Source organism: Nitratiruptor sp. YY08-10 (assembly GCF_016629565.1).
In the GTDB taxonomy this organism is placed as follows: domain Bacteria; phylum Campylobacterota; class Campylobacteria; order Campylobacterales; family Nitratiruptoraceae; genus Nitratiruptor.
In genome coordinates this window covers 1,500,418-1,525,505 of the sequence record NZ_AP023057.1, presented here as the reverse complement: position 1 = coordinate 1,525,505, position 25,088 = coordinate 1,500,418, and the positions used below count along the sequence as shown (strand labels likewise).

Annotated in this window: 25 protein-coding genes; 18 read left to right on the top strand and 7 right to left on the bottom strand. The window is 40.4% G+C overall.

The features are described 5' to 3' along the window. Positions 1-5 precede the first annotated feature (5 nt). The 9 genes from JG735_RS08115 to JG735_RS08075 all read left to right on the top strand — a co-directional run bounded on the left by JG735_RS08115 (position 6) and on the right by JG735_RS08075 (position 9,448). Positions 6-1,217, top strand: coding sequence for an LL-diaminopimelate aminotransferase (locus JG735_RS08115; protein WP_201334569.1), 1,212 nt, complete (start codon positions 6-8; stop codon positions 1,215-1,217). Then, positions 1,214-2,476: a homoserine dehydrogenase gene (locus JG735_RS08110; protein ID WP_201334568.1), complete on the top strand. Its 1,263-nt coding sequence runs from the start codon at positions 1,214-1,216 to the stop codon at positions 2,474-2,476. The genes JG735_RS08115 and JG735_RS08110 overlap by 4 nt, the downstream gene beginning before the upstream one ends. Before the next feature lie 87 nt (positions 2,477-2,563). After that, positions 2,564-4,606, top strand: a complete 2,043-nt coding sequence (locus JG735_RS08105) for a molybdopterin oxidoreductase family protein (RefSeq protein WP_201334567.1) — start codon at positions 2,564-2,566, stop codon at positions 4,604-4,606. Next, positions 4,606-4,944, top strand: coding sequence for a YraN family protein (locus JG735_RS08100; RefSeq protein WP_201334566.1), 339 nt, complete (start codon positions 4,606-4,608; stop codon positions 4,942-4,944). Before JG735_RS08105 ends, JG735_RS08100 begins: the two co-directional genes overlap by 1 nt. A 62-nt stretch (positions 4,945-5,006) precedes the next feature. After that, the gene (trxA, locus tag JG735_RS08095; protein WP_012082920.1) at positions 5,007-5,327 is read left to right on the top strand and encodes a thioredoxin; all 321 of its coding nucleotides are present in this window, start codon (positions 5,007-5,009) and stop codon (positions 5,325-5,327) included. Positions 5,328-5,440: 113 nt separating this feature from the next. Beyond that, positions 5,441-6,391: a thioredoxin-disulfide reductase gene (gene trxB, locus JG735_RS08090; protein WP_201334565.1), complete on the top strand. Its 951-nt coding sequence runs from the start codon at positions 5,441-5,443 to the stop codon at positions 6,389-6,391. Beyond that, entirely contained in the window at positions 6,385-7,149 is a 765-nt protein-coding gene (dapB, locus tag JG735_RS08085) for a 4-hydroxy-tetrahydrodipicolinate reductase (protein WP_201334564.1), read from the top strand. The genes trxB and dapB overlap by 7 nt, the downstream gene beginning before the upstream one ends. Before the next feature lies 1 nt (position 7,150). Beyond that, entirely contained in the window at positions 7,151-8,491 is a 1,341-nt protein-coding gene (gene purF / locus JG735_RS08080; protein ID WP_201334563.1) for an amidophosphoribosyltransferase, read from the top strand. Positions 8,492-8,500: 9 nt separating this feature from the next. Continuing rightward, entirely contained in the window at positions 8,501-9,448 is a 948-nt protein-coding gene (locus JG735_RS08075) for a TIGR01212 family radical SAM protein (RefSeq protein ID WP_201334562.1), read from the top strand. On the opposite strand, the gene JG735_RS08070 is transcribed toward JG735_RS08075, so the two are convergent. The 4 genes from JG735_RS08070 to ilvE are packed head-to-tail and all read right to left on the bottom strand — an operon-like array spanning position 9,445 to position 12,784. Then, entirely contained in the window at positions 9,445-10,101 is a 657-nt protein-coding gene (locus JG735_RS08070; RefSeq protein WP_201334561.1) for a hypothetical protein, read from the bottom strand. The genes JG735_RS08075 and JG735_RS08070 overlap by 4 nt on opposite strands. Continuing rightward, on the bottom strand, positions 10,101-10,775 hold the full coding sequence (gene hisIE / locus JG735_RS08065) for a bifunctional phosphoribosyl-AMP cyclohydrolase/phosphoribosyl-ATP diphosphatase HisIE (RefSeq protein ID WP_201334560.1): 675 nt from the start codon (positions 10,773-10,775) through the stop codon (positions 10,101-10,103). Before hisIE ends, JG735_RS08070 begins: the two co-directional genes overlap by 1 nt. Positions 10,776-10,807: 32 nt before the next feature. Further along, positions 10,808-11,860 carry a prohibitin family protein gene (locus JG735_RS08060; protein ID WP_201334559.1) on the bottom strand — a complete coding sequence of 351 codons (1,053 nt, stop codon included), beginning with the start codon at positions 11,858-11,860 and terminating at the stop codon, positions 10,808-10,810. A 9-nt stretch (positions 11,861-11,869) separates the two neighbouring features. Further along, complete coding sequence (gene ilvE / locus JG735_RS08055) at positions 11,870-12,784, bottom strand: branched-chain-amino-acid transaminase (RefSeq protein ID WP_201334558.1); 915 nt, start codon at positions 12,782-12,784, stop codon at positions 11,870-11,872. 116 nt (positions 12,785-12,900) lie between these two features. Here ilvE and JG735_RS08050 point away from each other — a divergent pair, with 116 nt between their 5' ends. The 7 genes from JG735_RS08050 (at position 12,901) to JG735_RS08020 (ending at position 19,602) form a co-directional block, all read left to right on the top strand. Continuing rightward, positions 12,901-14,322 carry an aldehyde dehydrogenase family protein gene (locus JG735_RS08050; RefSeq protein WP_201334557.1) on the top strand — a complete coding sequence of 474 codons (1,422 nt, stop codon included), beginning with the start codon at positions 12,901-12,903 and terminating at the stop codon, positions 14,320-14,322. 8 nt (positions 14,323-14,330) lie between these two features. After that, positions 14,331-15,563 (top strand): diguanylate cyclase, encoded by a 1,233-nt coding sequence (locus JG735_RS08045; protein ID WP_201334556.1) that lies wholly within the window; start codon positions 14,331-14,333, stop codon positions 15,561-15,563. Next, a complete protein-coding gene (locus JG735_RS08040) occupies positions 15,556-15,990 on the top strand; it encodes a DUF523 domain-containing protein (RefSeq protein WP_201334555.1) in 435 nt (144 codons plus the stop codon). The genes JG735_RS08045 and JG735_RS08040 overlap by 8 nt, the downstream gene beginning before the upstream one ends. A gap of 1 nt (position 15,991) precedes the next feature. Further along, entirely contained in the window at positions 15,992-16,462 is a 471-nt protein-coding gene (gene bcp / locus JG735_RS08035; protein WP_201334554.1) for a thioredoxin-dependent thiol peroxidase, read from the top strand. Positions 16,463-16,625: 163 nt separating this feature from the next. Then, complete coding sequence (gene rpsB / locus JG735_RS08030) at positions 16,626-17,426, top strand: 30S ribosomal protein S2 (protein WP_201334553.1); 801 nt, start codon at positions 16,626-16,628, stop codon at positions 17,424-17,426. Then, on the top strand, positions 17,426-18,343 hold the full coding sequence (gene tsf, locus JG735_RS08025) for a translation elongation factor Ts (RefSeq protein WP_201334552.1): 918 nt from the start codon (positions 17,426-17,428) through the stop codon (positions 18,341-18,343). Before rpsB ends, tsf begins: the two co-directional genes overlap by 1 nt. A gap of 608 nt (positions 18,344-18,951) precedes the next feature. Then, entirely contained in the window at positions 18,952-19,602 is a 651-nt protein-coding gene (locus tag JG735_RS08020; RefSeq protein ID WP_201334551.1) for an ABC transporter ATP-binding protein, read from the top strand. Between the two features lie 307 nt (positions 19,603-19,909). Here JG735_RS08020 and prfB read toward each other — a convergent pair whose 3' ends face one another. Then, positions 19,910-21,016 (bottom strand): peptide chain release factor 2, encoded by a 1,107-nt coding sequence (prfB, locus tag JG735_RS08015; protein ID WP_201334550.1) that lies wholly within the window; start codon positions 21,014-21,016, stop codon positions 19,910-19,912. Between the two features lie 55 nt (positions 21,017-21,071). Between prfB and panC the strand changes: the two genes are divergently transcribed. Both panC and JG735_RS08005 read left to right on the top strand, forming a co-directional pair. Next, a complete protein-coding gene (gene panC / locus JG735_RS08010; RefSeq protein ID WP_201334549.1) occupies positions 21,072-21,893 on the top strand; it encodes a pantoate--beta-alanine ligase in 822 nt (273 codons plus the stop codon). 9 nt (positions 21,894-21,902) lie between these two features. After that, positions 21,903-22,898, top strand: a complete 996-nt coding sequence (locus JG735_RS08005) for a GGDEF domain-containing protein (RefSeq protein ID WP_201334548.1) — start codon at positions 21,903-21,905, stop codon at positions 22,896-22,898. Here the strand turns inward: JG735_RS08005 and JG735_RS08000 are convergent. Continuing rightward, positions 22,895-23,890 carry a UDP-N-acetylglucosamine--N-acetylmuramyl-(pentapeptide) pyrophosphoryl-undecaprenol N-acetylglucosamine transferase gene (locus JG735_RS08000; RefSeq protein ID WP_201334547.1) on the bottom strand — a complete coding sequence of 332 codons (996 nt, stop codon included), beginning with the start codon at positions 23,888-23,890 and terminating at the stop codon, positions 22,895-22,897. The two genes, JG735_RS08005 and JG735_RS08000, sit on opposite strands and share 4 nt — an antisense overlap. Further along, positions 23,875-25,047 (bottom strand): FtsW/RodA/SpoVE family cell cycle protein, encoded by a 1,173-nt coding sequence (locus tag JG735_RS07995; RefSeq protein WP_201334546.1) that lies wholly within the window; start codon positions 25,045-25,047, stop codon positions 23,875-23,877. Before JG735_RS07995 ends, JG735_RS08000 begins: the two co-directional genes overlap by 16 nt. Positions 25,048-25,088: the final 41 nt, after the last annotated feature.

Genomic DNA, 25,088 nt, shown 5'->3' with positions numbered 1-25,088 from the left:
AAATAATGTTTGATGAAATACGGTTTAATAAGATAGAGCGCCTTCCAAAATATGTTTTTGCCGCTGTGAATGAACTTAAAATGGCGGCAAGGCGTGCTGGGGAAGATATTATCGATTTTAGTATGGGAAATCCAGACGGTCCGGCTCCCAAACATATCATTGATAAACTCATCGAAGCGGCACAAAAACCAAAAAATCACGGCTATAGTGCAAGTAAAGGAATCTATAAACTCCGTCTTGCCATATGCAACTGGTATGAAAGGCGCTATGGTGTGGCACTGGATCCGGAAACCGAAGCAGTGGCTACGATGGGGAGCAAAGAGGGGTATGTCCATCTTGTGCAGGCTGTGACAAATCCTGGGGATGTGGCGATTGTGCCCGATCCAACCTATCCTATCCACTCTTATGCTTTTATTTTGGCTGGTGGGAGCGTGCATAAGACCTATTTGAAATTTAACGAGCACTATGAAGTGGATGAAGAACAGTTTTTCAAAGATCTGCATAAAGCGCTCAATGACGCTTTCCCAAGACCAAAATATCTTGTAGTGAATTTTCCCCACAACCCCTCTACCGCAACTGTTACGCCAGAGTTTTATAAAGAGCTTGTTAGGATTGCAAAAAAAGAGCGCTTTTATATTTTAAGCGATATTGCCTATGCAGATCTGACATATGATGGATATAAAACGCCAAGTGTTTTGGAAGTGGATGGGGCCAAAGATGTAGCTGTTGAGAGTTTTACCCTTTCTAAAAGTTACAACATGGCCGGATGGCGTGTAGGTTTTGTGGTAGGAAACAAAAAGCTTGTGGGGGCATTGCAAAAGATCAAAAGCTGGATCGATTATGGTATGTTTACGCCGATTCAGGTAGCGGCCACCGTGGCTTTGGATGGTCCACAAGACTGTGTGGAAGAGATACGGAAAAAGTATGAACACAGACGGGATGTATTGATCGACTCTTTTGGAAGAGCCGGATGGGAGATCGAAAAACCAAGAGCAACGATGTTTGTCTGGGCAAGAATTCCTGAGCAGTTTCGAGATATGGGAAGTTTAGAGTTTTCCAAAGAGCTTTTGACAAAAGCCAAGGTTGCGGTAAGTCCTGGTATCGGATTTGGTGAAGGCGGAGAAGAGTATGTGCGAATTGCGCTGATCGAAAATGAAAAGCGAATCCGACAGGCGGCAAAAAATATCAAAAAATTTTTGAAAGAGGCTCAGCAATGATCAAAGTAGGAATCATCGGCGTAGGAACGGTAGGAACCAGTGTCGTTCAAGTTTTAGAGAAAAATAGAGACATTATCAGTGCAAGAGCCGGGAAAGAGATCCAGGTAGTCAAAGGAGTTGTTCGAAATCTGGAAAAAAAACGAAATATCAACATTCCTTTGACCACAGATCCCTTTGAAGTGACAGATGATCCAAATATCGATATCGTTGTAGAACTCATGGGAGGGGTGGAGGAAGCGTACGAGGTTGTCCAAAGAGCATTGAAAAACAAAAAAGCTGTCGTAACGGCAAACAAAGCTCTTTTGGCATATCATCGCTATGAACTGCAGCAACTTGCTGGCGATATCCCTTTTGAGTTCGAAGCGAGTGTGGCAGGTGGCATTCCTATTATCAAAGCACTGCGAGAGGGTCTAAGTGCCAACCATATCGATGCAATTCGAGGCATCATGAATGGAACCTGCAACTATATTTTGACAAAAATGGCAAATGAAGGAGCCGAGTTTTCCACTATTTTAAAAGAGTCTCAAGAGCTTGGCTATGCAGAGGCCGATCCGACTTTTGATATAGAAGGATACGATGCAGCCCACAAACTGCTCATTCTGGCAAGCATTGCCTACGGGATTGACGCAAAACCTGAAGATATTTTGATCGAGGGTATTACGAAAATCAATACACTCGATTTTGAATTTGCCAATGAGTTTGGCTACTCCATCAAGTTGTTGACGATTGCCAAAAAAAGAGGCAACGAAGTGGAGCTTCGAGTCCATCCGACACTGGTTCCCAATGAACAGATGATCGCAAAAGTAGATGGTGTAATGAATGGAGTGAGCGTAATCGGTGACGTAGTCGGTGAGACGATGTATTATGGACCAGGTGCCGGTGGCGATGCGACTGCCAGCGCGGTTGTTTCCAATATCATCGATATCGCAAGAGGCGGGAAATGCTCACCGATGCTTGGTTTCAAGCGACCACTCGAATCTGGCATGATACTTGCCTCGAAAGACTCTATCCTTTCGAACTATTATCTGCGGCTTCTTGTGGAAGATAGACCTGGAATTTTGGCAAAGATCGCTTCTATTTTTGGAGAGTACAATATCTCAATCGAATCGATGCTTCAAAAACCTGGACCTGACAAATTGGCTCATCTTTTACTCTCAACCCACCAGTGTAAAGAGAGTGAGATACATAAAGCTTTGAATGAGCTCAAACAACAGGCCTTTTTGAAAGAAGAGCCTGCTATGATTCGCATAGAGGTTTAAAGTAAACTATTAAATAAAAGTTATATTGGTCGCTGCGATAAAATTAAAACGAGATAGGATAAGATAAAGCAAAAAAGCGGAGCGAGAATGGATGTGATAAGTGTTTGCACCTACTGTGGCGTAGGATGTGATATTGCAGCGACGATAGAAGATGGGCGTATCGTAAAAGTAAACGCGGACCCCCAAGGTGTAGTGAGCCAGGGGAAACTATGTATCAAAGGCAAATATGGATGGGAGTATCTGTATCACCCAAATCGCCTTCGCCACGCCTATATCAAAAAGAGTTTCGTTCAAAAAAATCTAGATCTTTTTGAAAATGTCGAACTGACTCCATTTGATAGCGATTTTTATACCACTTCCTATAAATCTGCCTACAGTGTCGTTGCAAAGAAGCTTCAATCCATCATCGATAGACATTCTCCATATTCCTTTGCTGCCATTGGGGGTGCGAGAACTAGTTGCGAAAGTGGATATCTTTTTCAAAAATTTGCAAGAGAAGTGATCAAAAGCCCCCATGTGGATAATTGTGCCCGTGTTTGCCACTCGCCGAGCCTCAAAGGGATGCGTGCGACCATCGGAGAAGGTGCTGCGACAAATCCATTTGATGATATCTATAAAACGCAAAATATTCTTGTTATTGGTTCTAATACAACTGAAGCCCATCCGATTGTTGCCAACAGAATCTTGGATGTGGTGAAAGATGGGGTAGATTTGAGTGTTATCGATGTTCGAGAGATTCAGCTGAGCAAATTTGCCAAAAACCACTGTTCCATACCTTTTGAGACAAATCTTTTAATCCTCAACATGATTGCCCGCATCATTTTGGAAAACGGATGGGAAAATAGAGAGTTTATCCAAAAACGGTGTAAAAATTTTGAGGAGTACAGAGCATTAATTTTAAATGATGAGTTTGCTGATCCTTCTTTATTTGAGCATATCAGAGGATATGAGGATCTACCGCAAAAGCTTACCTCCATTGCCTATGATCTAGCGCACAAAAAAACTCTTATTTTTTGGGGACTTGGAATTACGGAGCATCTGGATGGTTCTTATGCAGTGATGGCGATCACCCATCTGGCAATGCTTACAGGAAATATCGGAAAAGAGGGGGGCGGACTAATGCCTCTTCGAGGACAAAACAATGTCCAGGGCACCTGCGATATGGGTATGCTGCCATACTATTTGCCAGACTACCAAAAGCCTCAAGTTGAAGGGTTGATGACGCCGGATTTGATAGATGCGATGCTTGAGGGCAAGATAAAGGCGCTTTTCAATATGGGCGAAGATATCGCACATATCCATCCAAACCAAAACAAGATCAAAAAAGCTCTCAAAAACCTGGAACTTTTGGTTGTCAATGAGATCTTTTTCAACGAAATCACAAAGTATGCTGATGTGGTTTTTGGTGTCAAAAGTGCCTATGAAAAAGAAGGAGTCTATGTGAATGCCGAAAGAAGACTCCATCTTTCTCAACCTCTCATCCAGTGCAATCTTCCAGATGACTGGGAGGTATTGGTCGGAATAGGCAAATTTTTTGATCAAAGTTTTGCGTATGAAAATCCAGAATCTATTTGGAATGAAGTACGTAAGGTGGCGCATAGGAGGTTTAAAGGTGCAAGTTATGAAAAGCTTGCCAAAAATCGCTTGCGTGGTTTACAATGGCCTGTTTTTGAAGAGGATACTCCTATTTTGCATAAAGATACTTTTCGAACAAAAGACGGATATGGAACATTTCGTTATAAACAGTATGAGCTTCGAGGTATGATGAAAGAGTTGATGCAAAAAAAAGATCCCCATTTTTATCTGACGACCGGACGAATCATCGTTCATTATAACAATGCAGCACAAACGAAAGCGTGTGAAAAGCTGGCAAAGAGACATGAAGAGGATATTTTATTGGTGAGTGAGAAAGATAGAGAGTTTTTTGAAGGGAAAGACAGGGTTGTACTGGAAAGCAAATATGGAAGGTCCCATCCTTTGAAGATCAAATTTTCTAAAACGATCAAGCGAGGGACACTGTATGTTTCTTTTCATCATGCAAAAAGCCATATCAATTACCTTTTTGGAGATGAAGCGGATACGTTTGTCAAAACGGCCCGTTTTAAAAGTGTCAAAGTAAAAGTTTTGTAATGGGACTCAAAAGCTATCTGCTGGGACAAAGAGGCGAAAAGAAAGCGGAAGCGTTTTTGATCAAAAATGGTTTTACCATTCGAGAGAAAAACTTTCATTCCCGATTTGGAGAGATAGATATCATTGCACAAAAGGATGGAGTGCTCCATTTTATCGAAGTGAAATCGAGTGATAAAGATGATCCTGTTCATAGAATTACCCACAAAAAGATGGAAAAACTTCTTTTGGCAATCGAGTTTTATATGATGAAAAATGGTCTTGATTTGCCGTATCAAATTGATGGTGTTCTTATCAAAAAGAATACTTTGGAGATGATAGAGAATCTCACAATTATGTGAGGTTAAGAAAAAAAGAGTATAATAAAATCTCTTGATAAAATTTATTAGTTAAGGAGAAAAAAATGGGAAAATATATTGAATTAAATGCATCCAATTTTGATGATACGATCAAAGAAGGTGTTGTAATGGTAGATTTCTGGGCACCTTGGTGTGGGCCTTGTAGAATGATCGCTCCAATCATAGACGAGCTTGCTGAGGAGTATGAAGGAAAAGCGAAAATTGCAAAAGTCAATACTGATGAAGAACAAGATATCGCTATTCGATACGGTATTCGATCAATTCCTACAATTCTTTTCTTTAAAGATGGACAGCTTGTTGATCAAATGGTTGGTGCAGCAAGCAAGGATGTATATAAACAAAAACTTGATGCACTTCTTTCTTAATCTTTCAGGGGCTTTGCCCCGATCTTTCGACTCTTTCATTCTGCTGAAAAATCTGTTGCTAAATTTGGAATATACCAAGGTATATTGCAGATTTAGCAATAAAGGATCCTAAAATGCTCGATCTTGCAATAATTGGTGGTGGACCCGCGGGATTGACTGCAGGTCTTTATGCCACAAGAGGTGGACTATCCAATGTAGTCATGTTTGAAAAGGGACTTCCCGGAGGAGCAATTACACAAAGCAGTGAAGTGGAGAACTACCCGGGAGTCTGTGAAGTGGTAACAGGAATGGAACTTATGGAGTGCTGGCCAAAACAGGCTATGCGATTTGGTCTGAAGCATGAGATGGAAGAGGTTCATAGAATTACAAGAGAGTGTAACGGAACCTTTACTATCCATTGCGGATCCCAAAAAACGTTTCAGGCAAAAGCGGTTATCGTCTGTACAGGCAGTACTCCAAAAAGAGCCGGTTTTGAAGGAGAAGAGGAGTTTTTCGGCAAAGGTGTGAGTACTTGTGCAACATGTGACGGCTTTTTTTATAAAGATAAAGAGGTGGCTGTTCTTGGTGGCGGGGATACCGCTTTGGAAGAGGCACTTTATCTATCCAAGATAGCTTCGAAAGTCTATCTGATTCATAGACGTGATGCCTTTAGAGCAGCTCCTGCCACAGTGGATCGAGTATTGAAAAATCCAAAAATTGAACTCATTTTGAATGCGACGGTCAAAAGAGCCTATGGCGATCAGATGGGTTTGCAAGGTGTGATTATCGATCAGCAGGGCAAAGAGATCGATTTGAAAGTTCCTGGTATTTTTGTATTTGTAGGTATGAATGTCAACAACGAGGTCCTTAAGCAAGAGGACGGTAGCTTTTTATGCAGCGTCAATCACTGGGGTGAAGTGATTGTTGATCTTCGAATGCGAACGGACATTCCGGGACTGTTCGCAGCCGGAGATATCCGAGCAGATGCATCGAAACAGGTTGTGTGTGCTGCCGGAGATGGAGCAACGGCAGCTATCAGTGCAATCGATTATATCGAAAAAATTGGGGAGTTGAAACCATGCTAAATGTCGGAATATATGGGGGAAGTGGAAGAGTAGGTTCACTGCTTATTAAAAATCTTCAAAACGATGAAATTGCAAGAGTTTGTGTTGTTCATGTTCTCAAAGGCATAGAGCTTGAGGTACCGGGTGCGACAGTGACGAACGATATCGATACACTCATTCAAAAAAGCGATGTGATTATCGATTTTACATTGCCTGAAGGGACGGAAGCTCTTTTGGAGAGACTTTTGAATCATCCAAAACCATTGGTAAGCGGGACAACGGGACTAAGTAAACATCAGCAAAATCTGATGCAAACACTTGCTCAAAAAGCTCCGGTATTATATGCGACAAACATGAGCCTTGGTATTGCTTTGCTCAAAAGACTTGTGGCGATGACCAGTGAAAAACTGAGAGATTTTGATATCGAGATCGTTGAGATGCATCACAGATACAAAAAAGATGCGCCTAGTGGCACTGCTTTAACGCTTGCAGAGTATGCAGCAAAAGCGAGAGAACTCGATCTTGAAAAGGTACGAGTGAGCGGAAGAGACGGGAATATCGGTGAACGAAGCAAAGATGAAATCGGTGTATTTGCTCTTCGAGGCGGTGATATTGTGGGCCGTCATACTGTTGGGTTTTATAATGATGGCGAATATATCGAACTCAACCACACAGCAACGAGCCGCGACACTTTTGCAAAAGGGGCTATCAAAGCCGCCAAATGGCTTGTTGCACAAGAGCCGGGCTTATATACTATCGATGACTGTTTAGGATTGTAAGATGTGTTCAGTAATTGGACTTTTCAATGTTCCAGAGGCTGCAAAATATGCCTTTTACGGTCTTTTTTCTTTACAGCACAGAGGTCAAGAAGCTGCCGGAATAGCGAGCAGTGATGGCGAGCGTATCCATATCTCCAAAGGACGGGGACTTGTAACGCAAGTTTTTGATGAAAAAAAACTTTCTTTGCTTGAAGGAAACAGTGCAGTAGGCCATACGAGATACTCAACTGCCGGGGATGATTCCGTGCTTGATGCCCAACCCATTTTTGCAAGGTACGATCTTGGTCAAATAGCTGTCGTGCATAACGGTAATTTGACCAATGCAAAACCAGTACGAAAAGAGCTGATCAAAGAGGGGGCGATTTTTCAGACATTTATGGATACGGAAAATATCATCCATCTGATCGCCAGGAGCCAAAAAGAGCATCTGTATGATCGAATCATCGAAGCTCTGCATAAAATCGAGGGTGCCTATTCGATGATTCTTTTGAGTAGAAAGAAGATGTTTGCAATGCGAGATCCCTATGGATTTCGTCCGCTGGTACTTGGAAGACTCGGTGAAGGCTGGGTTGTAGCTAGCGAGACATGTGCCTTTGATCTTATAGGGGCTGAATATGTACGAGATGTGAAACCGGGCGAACTCCTTGTTTTCGAAGAGGGTATAGAGCCAAAAAGTATTCAGGTTTTTGATCCGACTCCGGCAAAATGTATCTTTGAATATATCTATTTTGCACGACCTGACAGTAATGTTTTTGGGAAAAATGTGTATGAACTGCGCAAAAAAATGGGTCGGGAGCTTGCAAAGGAGTATCCAGTAGAGGCAGATATGGTCGTTCCTGTCCCAGATAGCGGTGTAGCATCTGCTATAGGGTACAGTGAAGAGAGTGGAATTCCTTTTGAGCTTGGTATCATACGAAACCACTATGTGGGAAGAACTTTCATTGAACCGACACAAGAGATTAGAGATTTAAAAGTAAAAATGAAACTCAATCCGATCAAAAACGTGATTCAGGGAAAAAGGCTTATCGTTATCGATGACAGTATCGTACGAGGAACTACAAGCAAAAAAATTGTTTCTATTTTAAAAGAGTTTGGTGCCAAAGAGGTGCATATGAGAATCTCCGCACCTCCTACTACGGGCCCATGCTATTATGGAGTCGATACGCCTACGAAAGAGGAGCTTATCAGTTCGAGACTCAGTGTTGAAGAGACACGAAAATATATCGGTGCAGATACCTTAGCGTATCTTTCTATTCCCGGATTAATTCGAAGTGTCGGAAACGATCAAAGCTATTGTATGGCATGTTTTGATGGCAATTATCCAGTGCCAAACAAAAACTAGAGGATCGGATTGAGACGACTACTGACATTTGGAAGATACTGTAAAAAACGTTTTGGAACAAGAGTGAAGAAGGTTCCCCTGGGGCTCTCAGGTTTTACCTGTCCAAATATCGATGGGCGGGTGGCCAAAGGGGGATGTACCTTCTGTGAAAATGAATCTTTCAGTCCAAATTTAGCAAAAACCAAAAAGATCTTTTTGTCACCTGAGAGCACAACCAATCCGCTCTTGCAAAAACAGCTGCAAGAGATTCGTTTCCAATACATTGGAACGAAAGCACATTATGAAAAATTTGGTTATGAGAAGTTTTTAGCCTATTTTCAAGCTTTTACCAATACGTATGCTCCCTTGGAAACTCTTAAAATCCTCTACACAGAAGCGCTCAAGCAGCCACAATGTATCGGGTTGAGCATCGGGACAAGAAGCGACAGTGTTACAGAAGAGATTTTGGATTTTTTAGCCGATCTTTCACAAAAATATGAGATCTGGATCGAATATGGCATCCAATCGGTTTTTGATGAAACTTTGCAAAAGATAAATAGAGGCCATGATGTAGCCAATGTGGAGGAATGGATCAAAAAAAGCAAAGCAAAAGGGCTGAAAGTTTGCGGTCATGTGATCTTTGGACTGCCTGACGAAACGCCCGATATGATGTTGCAAACTATCAAGAAGTCGATCGAATGGGGTATTGATTCCATTAAGATCCATCCATTGTATGTGGTGAAAAATACTGCCTTGGCAGTTGATTATATGAAGGGAAAATTTACTCCTATTTCACAAGAGACCTATATCGAAACCCTTGTTGAAGCGATAAAGATGCTTCCAAAAGAGATGATAATACAACGGGTGAGTGCGGGTATAGGTGATGAAACCCTATTGGCACCTGAATGGTGCAAAAATAAAAATGAGCAATTGAAAGCTATAAGGGAGGCATTGGCAAAAGAGGGATATCTCTATTAGCGCCCAATTTTACCGATTGTACACCCTCGTTTTATCGGTTTTGCCTCTCGCAAAAGATCACACAGATAGCTTTGCGGTGAAATCTCTCCAGCAAGATTAATCCGCATCTCTGTCAAATACCCTTTTTCACATATAAATCGAACTCGCTTTCCTGCTCCTTTGAAAAAGGCCTTATCAAAAAGCTTTGCAATTTTTGCTGTTTGAACACGTTTCCCCCTATTTTTTAAGAAGAAAAAACGCATAGGAGTATTGTTGAGTTGGGAAAGCAATGAGAATGATGTGAGAAAATAAAAGTCTGGGCTTGGACTCAAGCAACTTCCATGTTTGACATACTCATGTTTGTGTAGTCCTATAACAGCCCCTGGCATATATGTAAAGAGCAGTTCTGTCATTGATGGATTAATGAGTTTTGGAAGTGATCCCCAATCTCCTTTTTTATCGAGCATTTTTGCTCTTGCTGGAACATTGCAGTACTCTTTTTTCGTAGGCCACAGTCCATGAAGGGTAAAATGTGTCTGCCAGTACTCTATCGGTTTTTTGCAAGTTTTGTAATGCTTTACCTTGCACACAGAGGGAAACCATTGGACTGCCAAAATGGCATTTTGTGCTAAAAGTGTAGAAGCAAGAAGGAGAAGTGTAAATAGCTTTTTCATCATTTACTCCTTGAAGCTTTTTCTTCTATACCGCTTATTCCAAATCGCCTTTTTAGCTCTTTTCTAATTAATTCTGGAGAAATATCTTTGCTCGCAAGCGCCACTAATGTATGGTAGACGAGGTCGGCACATTCATAGATGATTTGTTCTTTGTCATCATCTTTGACGGCAAAACAGAACTCTCCGGCTTCTTCTACCACTTTTTTGAGGATGCTGTTTTCACCTTTGCTAAAGAGCTTGGCTGTCCATGATTGTGAAGGATCGGCCTCTTTTTTCTCCTGGATAATATGATAGAGTCTATCGACAACATCCTCATACATTTCATCAGGATTTTGGATAGGTTCGCTGGTGATATGTCCAAGCAGCAGATCTTTATAGAAACAGCTCTTTCTTCCTGTATGACACGCTGGACCTTGCTGTTTGACTTCAAGCAAGATTGTGTCACTGTCACAATCAAGCTTCACACTTTCCACTTTTTGTACATTGCCACTGCTTTCACCCTTTTTCCACAGTTTCTGTCGGCTTCTTGAGTAGTAGTGTGCAAATCCGGTGGAAAGCGTTTTTTGTAAAGCCTCTTCATTCATGTATGCAAGCATTAAAACTTCTTTTGTATCCACATCTTGAACGATGGCCGGAATAAGTGGATGTTTTTCCCAGTCGATGGAAAATTGCATAGTTTTCCTTTATAAAGCGGGAAGTCCCGCCGTTATCGAGAAATGGAGATTGCTTTTTGATGATCTTTGCTATCGATCCAGATATTTGGTACAGCACCGCCTGGTGTTAAGAAAAGTTTTGCATCTTTGTTGACTTTCAATGCTTCATTGAATTTCCCTTGGATCTCTATCTGTTTGAGACGAAGAAGCTCAGGTGTTACGCTTTTTGCGATCACCGTATTTGCCTGAGCCTTGGCTTTTGCTTCGATCATGATCCGCTCAGCTTCCCCTTGTGCCCGGATCTTTTTCGCCTCTGCTTCTCCTCGTGCCTGAGCGGCTCTTTTTTCGGCCTCTTGTCTTGCTTTTTCTACTTCATATTTCATTCTCTCGGCTTCTTGCTTAGCGATTTGAACCCGTTCAATCTGTTCTTTGATTTTTGGTGGGAGGTTAATTTCTCGAAGCTGTACGGACTCTAAAAACACAGGCTTGTTTTTGAAACTATCGATCTTTTTTCGTATCTCTTGTTCGATAAGTGCTGCTATTTCGTTTCGCTTCACTGGAAGCTCTTCTGCTTTGTATCGTCCGATGACATTTCGTACCACTTCTCGAACCACTGCATTGATCAACTTCTCTTCCCAACTTAGGCCCCACGTGGCGATTGTTTGTGGAGCGTTTGCTGGATTGAGTCGATACTGTACTGTCAAATCGATACTGACGGGAAGCCCTCTGGCATCCAAAACCGTTATAGCGGGTTTTTCGATGATTCCTTCGTTGACATTGCCAAAAGCAGTATCGTGCTCGCTTTTGTAGTTTATGATTCGTACTTTCGTATCGACTTTGATGATCTTTTGAATACCAGGGATAAAAAAGTGGATACCTGGAGCCAAAGGAATGGGATCAAACTTTCCTGCAGTTACTTTGATTCCCACTTCACCAGATTGTATAATCGTATAGGGTTTTGCGATGATCAAAAGGACCGCTATGGCTAAAATAACATAAAGAATTGTTGCTTTTTTGCTAAAATCTTTCAAAAACTGTGGAGCTCTGTTGTCTCCACCATTATCATCCATCTTATTTTTAAAATAATCATTCAGATCTGCTGGCATCATGCCTCCTTAAATATATGTCAGCATATGTTCATATGCTGGATTTCGTCCATAAACGATATCGAAATAGGCTGTTTGGAGTTCTTGGGTTATTGGGCCTCGTTTTCCGTTGCCAATGATTCGGCCATCTACCTCTTTGATCGGCGTAACTTCTGCAGCGGTTCCTGTAAAAAAGGCTTCATCGCAGATATAGACTTCATCTCTTGTTATACGTCTTCTCTCAATCGGCAACCCTTTTTCTTTTGCAATTTTTAAAACGGTATCTTGTGTAATGGATTCAAGGGAATTGTCATTTGGAGGAGAGATGAGCACGCCGTCTCGGACAATAAACAGGCACTCTCCACTCCCTTCAGCTACAAACCCTTCATCATCAAGAAGCAGCGCCTCTTCATAGCCCGCTTCTAATGCCTCAAATTTCGCCATTTGGGAGTTGAGGTAATTGGCTACCGCTTTGGCTTTGCCCATGGTCGATTTGACACTGTTTCGTGCAAAAGAGCTAATTTTGACGCGGATCCCATGTTCAAGCCCTTCATCACCCAAATAGCTTCCCCATTTCCAAGCTGCAATTGCTACTTCTACCGGGGCATTAACATGGTAAAGTCCCATGACACCATATCCAAGGTAGATGAGAGGGCGGATGTATACGTTGCCGTCGAAACTGTTTTTTCGCAAAAGCTCGATCTGAGCCTCCTCCAGCTCTTCGAGTGTATAAGGGCATTGGATTGCCGTGATTTTTGCTGAATTGAGCAGACGTTTCGTGTGATCACGAAGCCTGAAAATCGCAAGTCCCTTTTCAGTTTTATATGCTCTTGTCCCTTCAAAAACGCCATTTCCGTAATGAAGAGTATGCGTAAGAACGTGCACTTTTGCATCATCCCAATTGACGAAAGCTCCATTCATCCAGATGTATCGTGCTTTTTCCATGAAAACTGTTCCCTTTTGTTAAAAATCTTAATAGTAAATTAGGCCCAAGTCTATCAAAATAATGTTTAAAAAGAAATAGGTTATAATCAGCCTAAAAGTATGCTTAAGGAGTCGTTATGGAAGAGGCAAAAATATATTTTGGATCAACCCCCGCACATAAAGAGGAGTGGGAAGAGCATCGTAGCCCGTTTAACGACAAAGTAGTTGCAAAATTTCCAAAGTGTGATGCCGAAGATGCAAAAAAGGCATTGCAAATCGCTCAAAAAGCTTTTCAAAAATATAAAAACATCATTCCACTTTCTCAAAGGGTTGCTTGGTTAAGAGATGTGGCGGCAAAACTGAAAGAGCAAAAGGAGGAGTTTGCTCTAACCATTACAAAAGAGGTGGGTAAACCTATCGCTTTTAGCCGAGTGGAAGTACAGCGTGCTATTGAGACGATAGAACTTAGTGCCGATTTTGCAGTAAGCCTTAATGGAGAGACGATCAATACCGATGCAACGCAAAGCGGAAGAAAAACGATGAGCTATTATAAAAGGGTTCCTCTTGGTGTGGTTGTCGCCATTACGCCTTTTAACTTCCCTCTCAATCTTTCAGTCCATAAGCTGGCTCCTGCATTGGTTACTGGCAATTCCGTAGTATACAAACCGACTCCTGAAGCACCGTTAACTGGATATAAACTGGCAAAACTGTTTATCGAAAGCGAATATGCCGTACCGGATATGCTCAGTCTTGTCTATGGGGATGCTGAAGTGGGAAATGCTCTGGTAACGAATGAGATCCCAAGAAAAATCAGTTTTACCGGAAGTGTTCCAGTTGGAAAGATTATCATGAAAAACGCGGGTATCAAAAAAGTGAGTCTGGAGCTTGGCGGAAATGCGGCTACTTTTATCGATAAAGATGCTGATATCAAGATGGCCGCAAGCAGATGTGCCGTGGGAGCTTTTGTTAACAGCGGGCAGGTGTGTATTAGTTTGCAGCGAATCTATGTCCATGAAGCAGTCTATGAAGAGTTTGCACAAGCTTTAGCTAATGATACGAAAAAGCTCAAAGTGGGTGATCCGTATGAACCAGATACTTTCATGGGTCCGCTGATCAATGAAGAAGCGGCAATGAGGGCTGAACGTTGGGTGCAAAGTGCTATTAAGGCAGGAGCTAGAGCTATTTTGGAAGGAAAAAGGGAAGGAAAATATTTTTATCCAGCCATTTTGGCGGATGTGACGGATGATATGGAGATTGTGTGCGAAGAGGTGTTTGCTCCGATCGTTTCTCTTGTGAAAGTTCAAAGTTATGAAGAAGCGATCGAAAAAATGAACGACTCTCCATATGGTTTGCAGTTTTCGATTTTTACAAAAGATATCGAAGTGATTAAGCGATTTGTCGATGATGCCGAAGCTGGAGGCGTTGTTGTTAACGATATTCCAACTTTGCGGTTCGATATTCAACCCTATGGGGGCGTGAAATATTCCGGTATTGGCCGGGAAGGACCAAAGTTTGCATTAGAAGAGTATACAGAACTCAAATCGGTGGTTATTGTATGAATAAAATTTTGCTGATCGAAGATGATAGATTCTATGCAAAAAATATTAAAAATGTCTTAGAATCGCAATTATCATACGAAGTCACTCATATTTCAAGTTATGCGGAGTTCAAGCAATTACCATCGTTGGACGAGTATAAGTTTGTTTTGCTTGATATCTATCTACCAGATTGTAACGAGTGCGAACTTATCGACAAATTAATTGCTAACAACAAACCTGTTATCGTAATTACTGCTTCAGAATCTTTAGAAGTTTTTGATAAATATACAAAAAAAAGGGTGATTGATTTTATCATTAAGCGGGATATGGTCCGGTTGGATTATCTCATTACAAAGTTGACAATTTTAGAATTTATGGATGAACATGAGGTTCTGATACTTGATGACTCACCTTCCTTTCAAAAATTTTTACAACATTTTTTTGCTATATACTATCCTTATACAAAAGTTTATTTGGCAGATACCATTAAAGCGGCGAAACAGATGATAGAAATGCACAATATTAAATTATTAATCGTTGATTATATGTTGAAAAACAATGAAACAGGCCTAGAATTTGTTCGCTATGTTCGAGAGAGATATTTTTATGAGGATTTTGGCATAGTAGCTTTAACAGCATCAGATGATAGTAATGTTATTACACGTTTTTTGAAAAGTGGTGCTAATGATTTTTTGAAAAAAAATTTTTTTAATGCTGAATTTGTATGTCGTATCGACAATGTGGTGAAATCTATGGTGCAATTTCATAAAATCAAAGAATTGGCTATTAAAGATGCTTTAACTGGATGTTATAACCGGTATTATCTCTTTGATGCCGGTCATAAACTTTTGGAAAATTTCAAACGTCAAAAAAAGCCTGTTTCTATAGCTATTTTAGATTTGGACCATTTTAAACAGATAAACGATACATATGGACATAGTATCGGAGATGAAGTGTTACGTCATTTTGGGACTATTTTGCAAAATTCTTTACGTACAGGAGATTTTGTTGTTCGATATGGTGGTGAAGAATTTGTGATATTTTTTGGAAATTGTTCAAAAGAGGAAGCGAAGAAAATTATAGAAGAACGGATTCGAAAAAAAGTTCATGAAGATTGTATTGTGACTGATGATGGTAAAAACGTACATTACAATTTTTCGTGTGGAATTTGTGATAGTGAAACAGAGTTAAAAGAATTAATCAAAAAAGCAGATGAGAAACTCTATCTTGCAAAACGAACAAGAGGGGTTTGCGTTGTCTAAAAAGGTAAAAGTTGCTGTGAGTGCCTGTTTGCTTGGGCAAAACTGTCGATACGACGGGAGCAACAAAAAAGATGAATCACTGCAATCTGTCTTGAAAGGGTGTGATGAGGTCATCGCTTTTTGCCCTGAAGATGCGATTTTAGGAACGCCCCGAGAAACGATAGATATTGTCAATGGACGCGCTATAGGCAACGAATCTGGTGAGGATTACACAGAATGGATAGAAAAATATGCTTCGGATTTGTGCCAAAAACATCCAGACATCGATATGTTTGTTGTCAAATCGAAATCACCTAGTTGTGCACTGAGCAGTGCAAAACATTTTGATGAAGAAAAAAATTTGATCAAAAAAGGTGAAGGCATTTTTACAAAAACAGTCCAGAAAATAAAGCCAAATACAACAATCTTTGAAAGGGAGGGAAAATAAAATGATAGAAGTTGGACAAAAAGCACCTCAGTTTTGTTTGCCAAATCAAGATGAAGTAGAAATCTGTTTACAAGATCTCATAGGAAAATGGATAGTTCTCTATTTTTATCCAAAGGACAATACTCCAGGATGTACTACAGAAGCGCTTGATTTTACGGCACACTTGAAAGAGTTTGAAAAGCTTGGAGCAGTTGTTTTGGGAGTCAGTCCTGACAGTTGTGAAAGTCACAGAAAATTCAGCGAAAAGAAACAGCTGCAAGTGACACTGCTATGCGATACACAAAAAGAGGTTCTCAAAGCGTATGGTGCCTGGGGAATAAAAAAGATGTATGGCAAAGAGTATGAAGGGGTTATTCGTACAACATATTTAATAGATCCGGAAGGCAATGTGGCTGCAGTGTGGCCTAAAGTTCGTGTCAAAGGGCATGTTGAAAAGGTTCTTCAAACTCTTAAAGAGCTACAAGAAAAGTAGGTTCTCCTACTTTTCTTACTAAACCATTTCCTCAACGCAATTTAAGTATTTTTTTTATATAATCACTCGCCTTTTAGTACACACGCAGTAATCCTTGACGGGTTGCGGCAAGAGCCGTTGATGACTGCGGAGGCAAAAACCTAAAATCATACAAGGAGCAATCATGGTAACAATGAAAGACCTACTCGAGTGCGGTGTGCACTTTGGACATCAAACACGCAGATGGAATCCAAAGATGAAACCATTTATCTTTGGTGTTAGAAAAAATATCCACATTATCGACTTGCAAAAAACGCTTCGATATTTCAGATATACATATAATATCGTTCGAGATGCGGCAAAAGAGGGAAAAACGATTCTTTTCGTTGGAACAAAAAAACAGGCGAAAAATGCAATCGAAGAGTATGCAAAAAAATGCGGTATGCCATATGTAAATTCACGATGGCTTGGTGGAACTCTTACTAACTTTAATACTATTCGAAAATCAATCAGAAAACTTGAAATCATTGAAGAGATGGAAAAAACTGGTCAGATGGACCTATTGACCAAGAAAGAAGCGTTGATGCTTCGAAGAAAGAAAGAGAAACTTGAAAACTTTCTTGGTGGTATTCGGGATATGAAAAAACTTCCTGATATGCTTTTCATTATCGATGCCGTTCGAGAGCATATCGCAGTAAAAGAGGGAAACAAACTTGGTATTCCTATCGTAGCGCCTTTGGATACAAACTGTGATCCAGATCTTATTGACTATCCAATTCCAGGAAATGATGATGCTATCCGAAGTATTCAACTCTTTTGTAAAGAGATGGCTGAAGCGATCATCGAAGGAAAAGAGCTTCGAGAGCAAGAGTTAGAAGGTGAAGAGGAAGAAGCCGCACCAGCAACAGAAGAAGAGAAAAAAGAGCTTATCGAAGAAGCGGTAGCAGAAGGTGAAGCAGAAGAAACTGAAGAGGAGGAGAAGTAATGGCAATCAGCGCAGCACAAGTAAAAGAACTCAGAGAGCGCACAGGCGCTGGTATGATGGATTGTAAAAAGGCGCTTCAAGAAGCAAATGGAGATATGGACAAAGCGATCGAAATCTTGAGAAAAAAAGGGATTGCAAAAGCAGCAAAAAAAGCAGACAGAGTGGCAAGTGAAGGAACAATTGCCGTTCAAGTAAGCGATGATTTTAAATGTGCGACAATCGTAGAAGTAAACTCTGAGACAGATTTCGTTGCGCAAAACGAAAACTTTAAATCACTCGTTGAAAAAGTAAAAGGACATATTGCCCAGAGTGCAGTAGAAAGTGTAGAAGAGCTTTACAAAACACCAATTGATAACGTGATTTTCGAAGAGTATATGAAAGCAGAGATTGCGAAAATTGGTGAAAATATCGTAGTAAGACGATTTGACAAAATCTGCGTAGATGGACCTGGCGTTGTCAACGGTTATCTTCATATGGGTGGAAAGATAGGTGTTATCGTTGCTGCAAGCTGTGACAAAGAAGAGGTATGTGCTTCAATCAAAGATTTATTAAAAGATGTAGCAATGCATATTGCAGCGATGAATCCAAAATATCTTGATGAAGAATCCATTCCTGCTGAAGTGATTGAAAAAGAGAAAGAGATTGCTAAAGCGCAACTTGAAAAAGAGGGCAAACCTGCTAATATCATCGAAAAAATCATTCCAGGAAAAATCAAAAAATTTGTTGAAGAAAACACCCTTCTTGGACAAAAATTTGTAAAAGATGACAAAAAGAGCGTCAAACAAGTAATTGATGAAGCTGCTAAAGCTGCGGGTGGCAGCGCGAAAATTATCGGTTTTATCCGATATGAGCTTGGTGAAGGTATCGAGAAAAAAGAGGAGGATTTTGCTGCAGAAGTCGCTGCTCAGATGAAGTGAGGTAAAAAAAAGCCAAAGGCTTTTTTTTTAGAAGGACAACTGCTTGTCCTTCGTGCCTCACTGAAAGCAACGACTATATGCGAATCCGAAATTCAAGGAATTTCGTGATGAGCATAGGAGTTGCTAAGTTACCTTGAAGCAAAGCAAATGAGCAAAGTGAATGAAGCTTTGCGGTTAGTTTAAGCCAAAGGCTTTTTTTTTAGAAGGACAACTGCTTGTCCTTCGTGCCTCACTGAAAGCAACGACTATATGCGAATCCGAAATTCAAGGAATTTCGTGATGAGCATAGGAGTTGCTAAGTTACCTTGAAGCAAAGCAAATGAGCAAAGTGAATGAAGCTTTGCGGTTAGTTTAAGCCAAAGGCTTTTTTTTAGAAGGACAACTGCTTGTCCTTCGTGCCTTACTGAAACCTGCGACTAAAGAGAAGCCCGAAATTCAAGGAATTTCGTGAGCGAGCATAGGAGCAGGTAGATTACTGAATAATAAATATTTCAAAAATACTTTTTTCACCTAAAATCTTTATGAAGGACTTTCCTTCCTTCTTCGTATCTCAATTTTCCGCATTTTTGTATTACTGCTATAATACTCCCTAAAAGAAAAGGGAAATCATGCATCTATTGGAAGCGAAAAACATTGCTCATTCATTTGATTATCCTCTTTTTAAAAATATTGATGTATCATTGAGTCCAAAAGAGTCACTGGCCATTGTCGGAGTCAGTGGCAGTGGCAAATCGACACTTTTGCATATCTGCTCAACTTTGCTTGAACCGCAACATGGTGAAGTGAAACTTTTTGGCAATCTCATCTATCACAAAAAAAACAGAAAAACACTTCAAGATATACGTCGCAACCATATAGGCATTGTTTTTCAATTTCACTATCTTTTTAAGGGTTTTACAGCATTGGAAAATATAGAGGTGGCTTCCCTTTTAAGTCGACAGCCGATCGATGAAAATCTTATTCAAGCTTTTGGGATAGGGCATGTGATTGAAAAAAAAGTTACCGAACTGAGTGGAGGAGAACAGCAGCGAGTAAGTATTGCAAGGGTTTTAACCAAAAAGCCAAAAATTGTATTTGCCGACGAGCCGACAGGCAATCTGGACCAAAAAACGGCACAAGAGGTTATGGACAGAGTTTTTGAATATATCAAGACTTATGATGCCGGACTTTTCTTGGTCACGCATGATATGGATTTGGCGATGCGATGCGATGCAGTGTACAAGTTGGAAGAAAGAAAGTTGAAAAAGGTTAAAGGCTAAGAATTCTTAGCCTTATTTTTTTAGGTTGAATCCCAACCAAGTTACAGCAGAAACGCTCATAAGACCTGCATAAACAATACCAAGAATCTCAGATGGTGCCATTACATCTCCTTATATTTAATATGATAAATGATTATGCAATTGATTGCATAACTGTTACACCATTCATGGTAACTACGAGAAGATTAAACAAAACTGAAAACCGACCAAATTGAATACATTTTGTTGTAAATGTTGGAAATATTTTTAAAAGAAGAGAAGTTGATGAAATGAGTTGATGAGAAAGATAAATAAAACCGAAAAAGAGTTACTTACTCTCTTTCTCGGCTTCGGCGATCAACACATCTTCGATAATTTTATCGATATCGCCATCAAGAATCGCTTCTACATTGGAGTAGGCTTTGTTGCTTCTGTTGTCTTTGATTTGTTGATACGGTGCCAAAACGTAACTTCGTATCTGATGGCCCCAGCCGATATCACTCTTTTCGATGCCCTCTTGCTCTGCACGTTTCTTTTCAAGTTCGAGTTCATACAGTCTGGATTTAAGCATTTTCATTGCGGTAGCTCTGTTTTTATGCTGACTTCTGTCGTTTTGGCATTGGACTACTATTCCTGTAGGGATATGGGTTATCCGAATGGCCGAGTCCGTTTTATTCACATGCTGTCCTCCAGCGCCACTGGCCCGGTACGTATCCACGCGGATATCTTTATCTTCAATGACAATGTTGATGTCGTCATCGATTTCTGGACTGACCATCACTGAAGCAAAGGAGGTATGACGTCTTGCGTTCGAATCAAACGGACTGATACGGACCAGTCGATGTATACCGTTTTCGGCTTTCAGATATCCGTAGGCATTTTCACCTTTGATGATAAAACTGACATCCTTGATACCCGCTTCTTCTCCTTCTTGATAATCCAGAACCTCTACTTTGAAGCCGTGACGCTCCGCCCATCTGAGGTACATTCTGTATAAAATGCTGGCCCAGTCCTGCGACTCGGTTCCGCCGGCACCCGGATGGATGGTAACAATTGCATTTTTATCGTCGTTTTCGCCGCTGAGCATCGTTTCTATTTCTATCTTATTGACTTTTTCTTCAAGTGTTGGTGCCTCTTCAAAGAGCATATTGAGTGTCTCTGTATCCTCTTCTTCTGAAGCCATCTCAAAAAGATCTTTTGCATCTTCGACACTGCTACGTGCTTCTTCATATTTTTCCAAGATGCGAGAGAGTCTGTTTTTCTCTTTTTGAATCTCCCCCGCTTTTTTTGCATCATTCCAAAAGTCTGGAGAGTTTTCCAGCTGTTCTATCTCTTCCAAACGCTTTTGAATCTGGTCCGGTTTAATGATGTTTTTGATATTTTCAATTTTTTGTTCCAGTTTTTTGAGTAGTTCAGAATATTCGTAGCTGTCCAATTGTTTGCTCCTAATTTGGGTAAAATTTTATAAGAATTATATCAAAAGGGTATAGATGCAGATTGTCCGCACTCCAAAAGAACTGAAAGAAGCTAGAACATCGCTGAAAGGGAGCGTTGGATTTGTTCCAACGATGGGCGCGCTTCATCAAGGGCACCTGTCACTGATAGAAAAGAGCAAAGAACAAAATGACTATACGATCGTATCTGTTTTTGTCAATCCGACGCAATTCTTGCCAGGAGAAGATTTTGAGAAATACCCCAGACGGTATGAAGCGGATAAGAAAATTTGTGAACTTGCCGGAGTAGACATTCTTTTTATGCCTCAGCCAGATACAATTTACTTTCAAGACGAGGTCCTTGTAAAAGCTCCCCATCAAAAAGGATATATTCTTGAAGGTCACTTTCGACTGGGACATTTTGACGGTGTTTTACAAGTTGTCAACAAACTCTTTCATATTGTATCGCCGACCAGAGCCTATTTCGGAAAAAAGGATGCTCAGCAACTCTATCTCATTCAAAAAATGGTACACGATTTTTTTATGGATATTGAGATAGTACCATGTGAAATAGTCCGTGACACTGACGGACTTGCTTTAAGCAGTCGTAATGTTTATCTAAGCGATGAAGAGAGGAAAAAGGCTCTATTGATCTCGAAGTCTTTGAAAAAAGCGGCTAAAATGGTGCAAAGCGGGATACTGGATATCCAAGAAATTCAAAAAGAGATGCAAAAGATTTTGCAAGATTTGAGAGTCGAATATATCGCTTTTGTTGATAGAGAGTTTCGTCCAATTCAAAAGGTTCAGATAGGAAAGAGTATTATCTTGGTTGCTGCATATGTTGGCTCGACACGGTTGATTGATAATATTTGGCTATAGGATGTGACCATGAAATGTGAAGAATTGATAGCAAAAACGGATGTAAATCAAGATGAAACAGAGTTTGTCAAACAAGTGGCAAAAGAGACGATCCATTTTTTGAGTCAACAAAAGATCCCTTTTACACCGGCTAATTATCGAGACTGGTTTTTGACAATTTGTAAAGCACTCAAAAACAAGCATCTTTTGACTCCAAACAACGTTTTGGCTTTGCATGAGCATCAAAAAAGTACTCCAGAAACAATGTCCAGTGAAGATTTAGAAAAACTGGCCGATGATCTTTATGCGATAAATGACCATTCCAAGAGGTCTTTAGAAAAATTTCAAAAAAATATCGAAAAGCACAACGGTTACCTTCATGAAAGTGTTGATGCTATCAAAAGTCATGACAATAAGAAGATTGAGGATATGAAGCAAAAAGTGGCTCGACTAGAAAAAGAGAATGAAAAATTGAAAAAAGAGATAGAGGAGAATAGAAAGAAACTCATTGTGATAGAGAAAGCTTTTAAGAAACAGGAAAAAGAAGCAGAAATTGATCAATTAACGCAAGTATTAAACCGAAACAGTCTGGAAAAATATGTTCCATTAATCGACAACTCCGATCTTCCATATAGTCTCATCGTAATAGATATCGATAATTTCAAAAAGGTCAATGACACGTTCGGTCATATAGCAGGTGACAAGGTTTTGCAAGAGTTTGGTGAAATATTACGAACATATGTTCGAAAAGATACCAAAGTGTATCGGTATGGGGGAGAGGAGTTTTTGATTTTTCTAATGAATACGAATATAGATGGAGCGAAAAAATTGGCCGAAAGGCTCAAAGAGGTGATTGAACACCATTCGATTGTTTTGGAGGATGGAGAAAATATTCGTGTATCTGCAAGTTTCGGTGTAACGCAAAAACATGATGACGAAAATTTTATAGAAGTTCTTCAAAGAGCTGACAAAGCACTCTACGAAGCGAAAAAGAAAGGAAAAAACAGAGTGGAAGTGATAGATTAAACTCTGTCCATTATCTCTTTTGTTATTTTTTGTGCTCCATCGGGTTTGGAAAAAGGCAAGAGCTTTTCACTCATACGAGTGATATCAAGAGTTACAATATCTTCTACATTCTGCCCTTCAAATAAGATGGATGCGTCATGTCTCTGTAAAAAAAGCGCGTTATGTTTTTGGTGATCACCTGCTGCATAAGGGTAGGGGATATAAAGAGCTGGCAGCAGATTGGTGGCAAGTTCCCATAAAGTGCTGGCGCCACTTCTTGATACCGCGAAATCGGCTTGGACAATTTTTTGTGCTATGTTTTGATCGAAGGCAAACACATCAGCGTTTATGTGCTCTTTTTCATAAAAAGAGCGTACTCTTTCATAATCTTTAAAACCGGTTTGATGAATGATTCTGATATTGTATTTTTGGAGCTCTTTCGTCCATTTCATAGCAAGATCGTTGATCTGTCTCGCTCCTTGGCTGCCTCCTAAAAAGATGATAGTTTGAAGCTCTTTTCTGATTCGTCTGGTTTCGTAAAAGATGCTTTGTACGGGGTAGGGGTCGTAGGGTGGAGTAAATGAACAAAATACTCTTTTGGCAAAAGGTGAAAGGAGTTTATTTAATTTTCCTTTGACGGCATTTTGTTCATGTATAAAAAGAGGAACGTTCAGTTGCAGTGCCGCGAAACTTGCCGCTGCAGCAGAGTAGCCTCCTACACTCACAACAGCATCGATCGATTCGTTTTTGATCAATTTTTTTGCTGTGAAACTTGCGCGCACTATATCTGTTAATGCTCCTATCTTTTTGATTCCCTTTTTATTGACAACACCTTTAACATCGAAAAAGAGCGTTTTTTGAAAATCTTTGTCTTCTTCAAACCATATCTTGTCTTGCCCATAGGTAGAACCGATATAGTAGAGCAAAATATCTTTTTTTTTGAAAGCTTCCTTGAGACTTTTGGCGACAGAGAGATGGCCGCCTGTACCGCCACCTGTTATGAGGATACGCATGCTCTGCTCTTTTTACTAAGCATCAGTACCATACCAAGAGCCATTCCGTTTGCAAGCATGGAACTTCCTCCGTAACTGAGCATCGGAACTGCAAGACCTTTGATAGGCAAGATACTGCTGATACCGTATGAGTTGATAAGTAAAGAAAATCCTATCAACATGGCAACGCCTACACTGAAAAGATAGGTGATCGTGTCTTTGTTTCTGTGTGCTATTTTGAAAAGTCTATGGATCAAGAGAATATACAGAAACATCAACAGTCCAACACCGATAAACCCTATCTCTTCACTGAGACCCGCCAAGATGAAGTCTGTATGCACTTCACTCAAAAACCCCAGTTTCAGTGTGCCGTTTCCGACGCCCTGGCCTAGAATGCCTCCATGGTGAATTGCATGTAGTGAATTAACAATCTGGTAAGACTCCTTAGCATCATCGAGTTTCAACTCCTGAGCCATCCAGCCAGGCAGATAGGAAAGGATATAGTTTTGTGCGCTGGCCCACCACATTTTGATACGGGCAATCCTGTGTTCGGAGATAGAGACAAACAGCACAAAAAGCACGGCAGCCAATGAAATAAGCATGAAAAAAAGTTTCAGGCTGCGTCCTGCAAAGACCAGCATAAACGAGAGTGTCAGCCCCAGAACCATAACCTGTCCGATATCATTTTGGAAAATGGCAATGGAGACAACGGCAATCAGGAAGATGACGAGATAGGGTACGATCAGTTTTAGTTCGCTCCAAAGGGGATGAGTTGAGGTTTGCTGAAATTTTCGTGAAAAACTCCATGCTAAAAAAAAGACAAAACCTACTTTGAAGAACTCAACCGGAGCGATGGAGATAAAGGGCAGCTTTATCCACCGCTTTGCTCCTCCTACGGCGGTGACGATAGAGGATGGCAAAAAGTGCATCGTAAGCATGAGGATAAAAAAGAGGAAAAAGACTCCGAGACCGAATGGAACAGCATGTTTATCGGGATCAAACTGGGCCAATATCCACATGATAAAAATGGCTGCGAGTCCAAAAAGGGTCTGGCGTATGAAAAAGTGAAACTGTGAATAGCCAAAAAAGAGTGTCGTGTATGTTGTCATACTGTATGAAGCCAACATGCTGACGACGATGATGGCTGTAGCGATGTAAAATAGTCGTTTATCGATCATAAGGCTCTTTTAAGTCAATCTTTATAGCATTAAGAGTATTA

Excerpts from the sequence above, each read along its gene's own strand:
- JG735_RS08115 (WP_201334569.1), top strand. The coding sequence starts at position 6 with ATGTTTGATGAAATACGGTTTAATAAGATAGAGCGCCTTCCAAAATAT.
- JG735_RS08110 (WP_201334568.1), top strand. The coding sequence starts at position 1,214 with ATGATCAAAGTAGGAATCATCGGCGTAGGAACGGTAGGAACCAGTGTC.
- JG735_RS08105 (WP_201334567.1), top strand. The coding sequence starts at position 2,564 with ATGGATGTGATAAGTGTTTGCACCTACTGTGGCGTAGGATGTGATATT.
- JG735_RS08100 (WP_201334566.1), top strand. The coding sequence starts at position 4,606 with ATGGGACTCAAAAGCTATCTGCTGGGACAAAGAGGCGAAAAGAAAGCG.
- trxA (WP_012082920.1), top strand. The coding sequence starts at position 5,007 with ATGGGAAAATATATTGAATTAAATGCATCCAATTTTGATGATACGATC.
- trxB (WP_201334565.1), top strand. The coding sequence starts at position 5,441 with ATGCTCGATCTTGCAATAATTGGTGGTGGACCCGCGGGATTGACTGCA.
- dapB (WP_201334564.1), top strand. The coding sequence starts at position 6,385 with ATGCTAAATGTCGGAATATATGGGGGAAGTGGAAGAGTAGGTTCACTG.
- purF (WP_201334563.1), top strand. The coding sequence starts at position 7,151 with ATGTGTTCAGTAATTGGACTTTTCAATGTTCCAGAGGCTGCAAAATAT.
- JG735_RS08070 (WP_201334561.1), bottom strand. The coding sequence starts at position 10,101 with ATGAAAAAGCTATTTACACTTCTCCTTCTTGCTTCTACACTTTTAGCA.
- hisIE (WP_201334560.1), bottom strand. The coding sequence starts at position 10,775 with ATGCAATTTTCCATCGACTGGGAAAAACATCCACTTATTCCGGCCATC.
- JG735_RS08060 (WP_201334559.1), bottom strand. The coding sequence starts at position 11,860 with ATGCCAGCAGATCTGAATGATTATTTTAAAAATAAGATGGATGATAAT.
- ilvE (WP_201334558.1), bottom strand. The coding sequence starts at position 12,784 with ATGGAAAAAGCACGATACATCTGGATGAATGGAGCTTTCGTCAATTGG.
- JG735_RS08050 (WP_201334557.1), top strand. The coding sequence starts at position 12,901 with ATGGAAGAGGCAAAAATATATTTTGGATCAACCCCCGCACATAAAGAG.
- bcp (WP_201334554.1), top strand. The coding sequence starts at position 15,992 with ATGATAGAAGTTGGACAAAAAGCACCTCAGTTTTGTTTGCCAAATCAA.
- rpsB (WP_201334553.1), top strand. The coding sequence starts at position 16,626 with ATGGTAACAATGAAAGACCTACTCGAGTGCGGTGTGCACTTTGGACAT.
- tsf (WP_201334552.1), top strand. The coding sequence starts at position 17,426 with ATGGCAATCAGCGCAGCACAAGTAAAAGAACTCAGAGAGCGCACAGGC.
- JG735_RS08020 (WP_201334551.1), top strand. The coding sequence starts at position 18,952 with ATGCATCTATTGGAAGCGAAAAACATTGCTCATTCATTTGATTATCCT.
- panC (WP_201334549.1), top strand. The coding sequence starts at position 21,072 with ATGCAGATTGTCCGCACTCCAAAAGAACTGAAAGAAGCTAGAACATCG.
- JG735_RS08005 (WP_201334548.1), top strand. The coding sequence starts at position 21,903 with ATGAAATGTGAAGAATTGATAGCAAAAACGGATGTAAATCAAGATGAA.
- JG735_RS08000 (WP_201334547.1), bottom strand. The coding sequence starts at position 23,890 with ATGCGTATCCTCATAACAGGTGGCGGTACAGGCGGCCATCTCTCTGTC.
- JG735_RS07995 (WP_201334546.1), bottom strand. The coding sequence starts at position 25,047 with ATGATCGATAAACGACTATTTTACATCGCTACAGCCATCATCGTCGTC.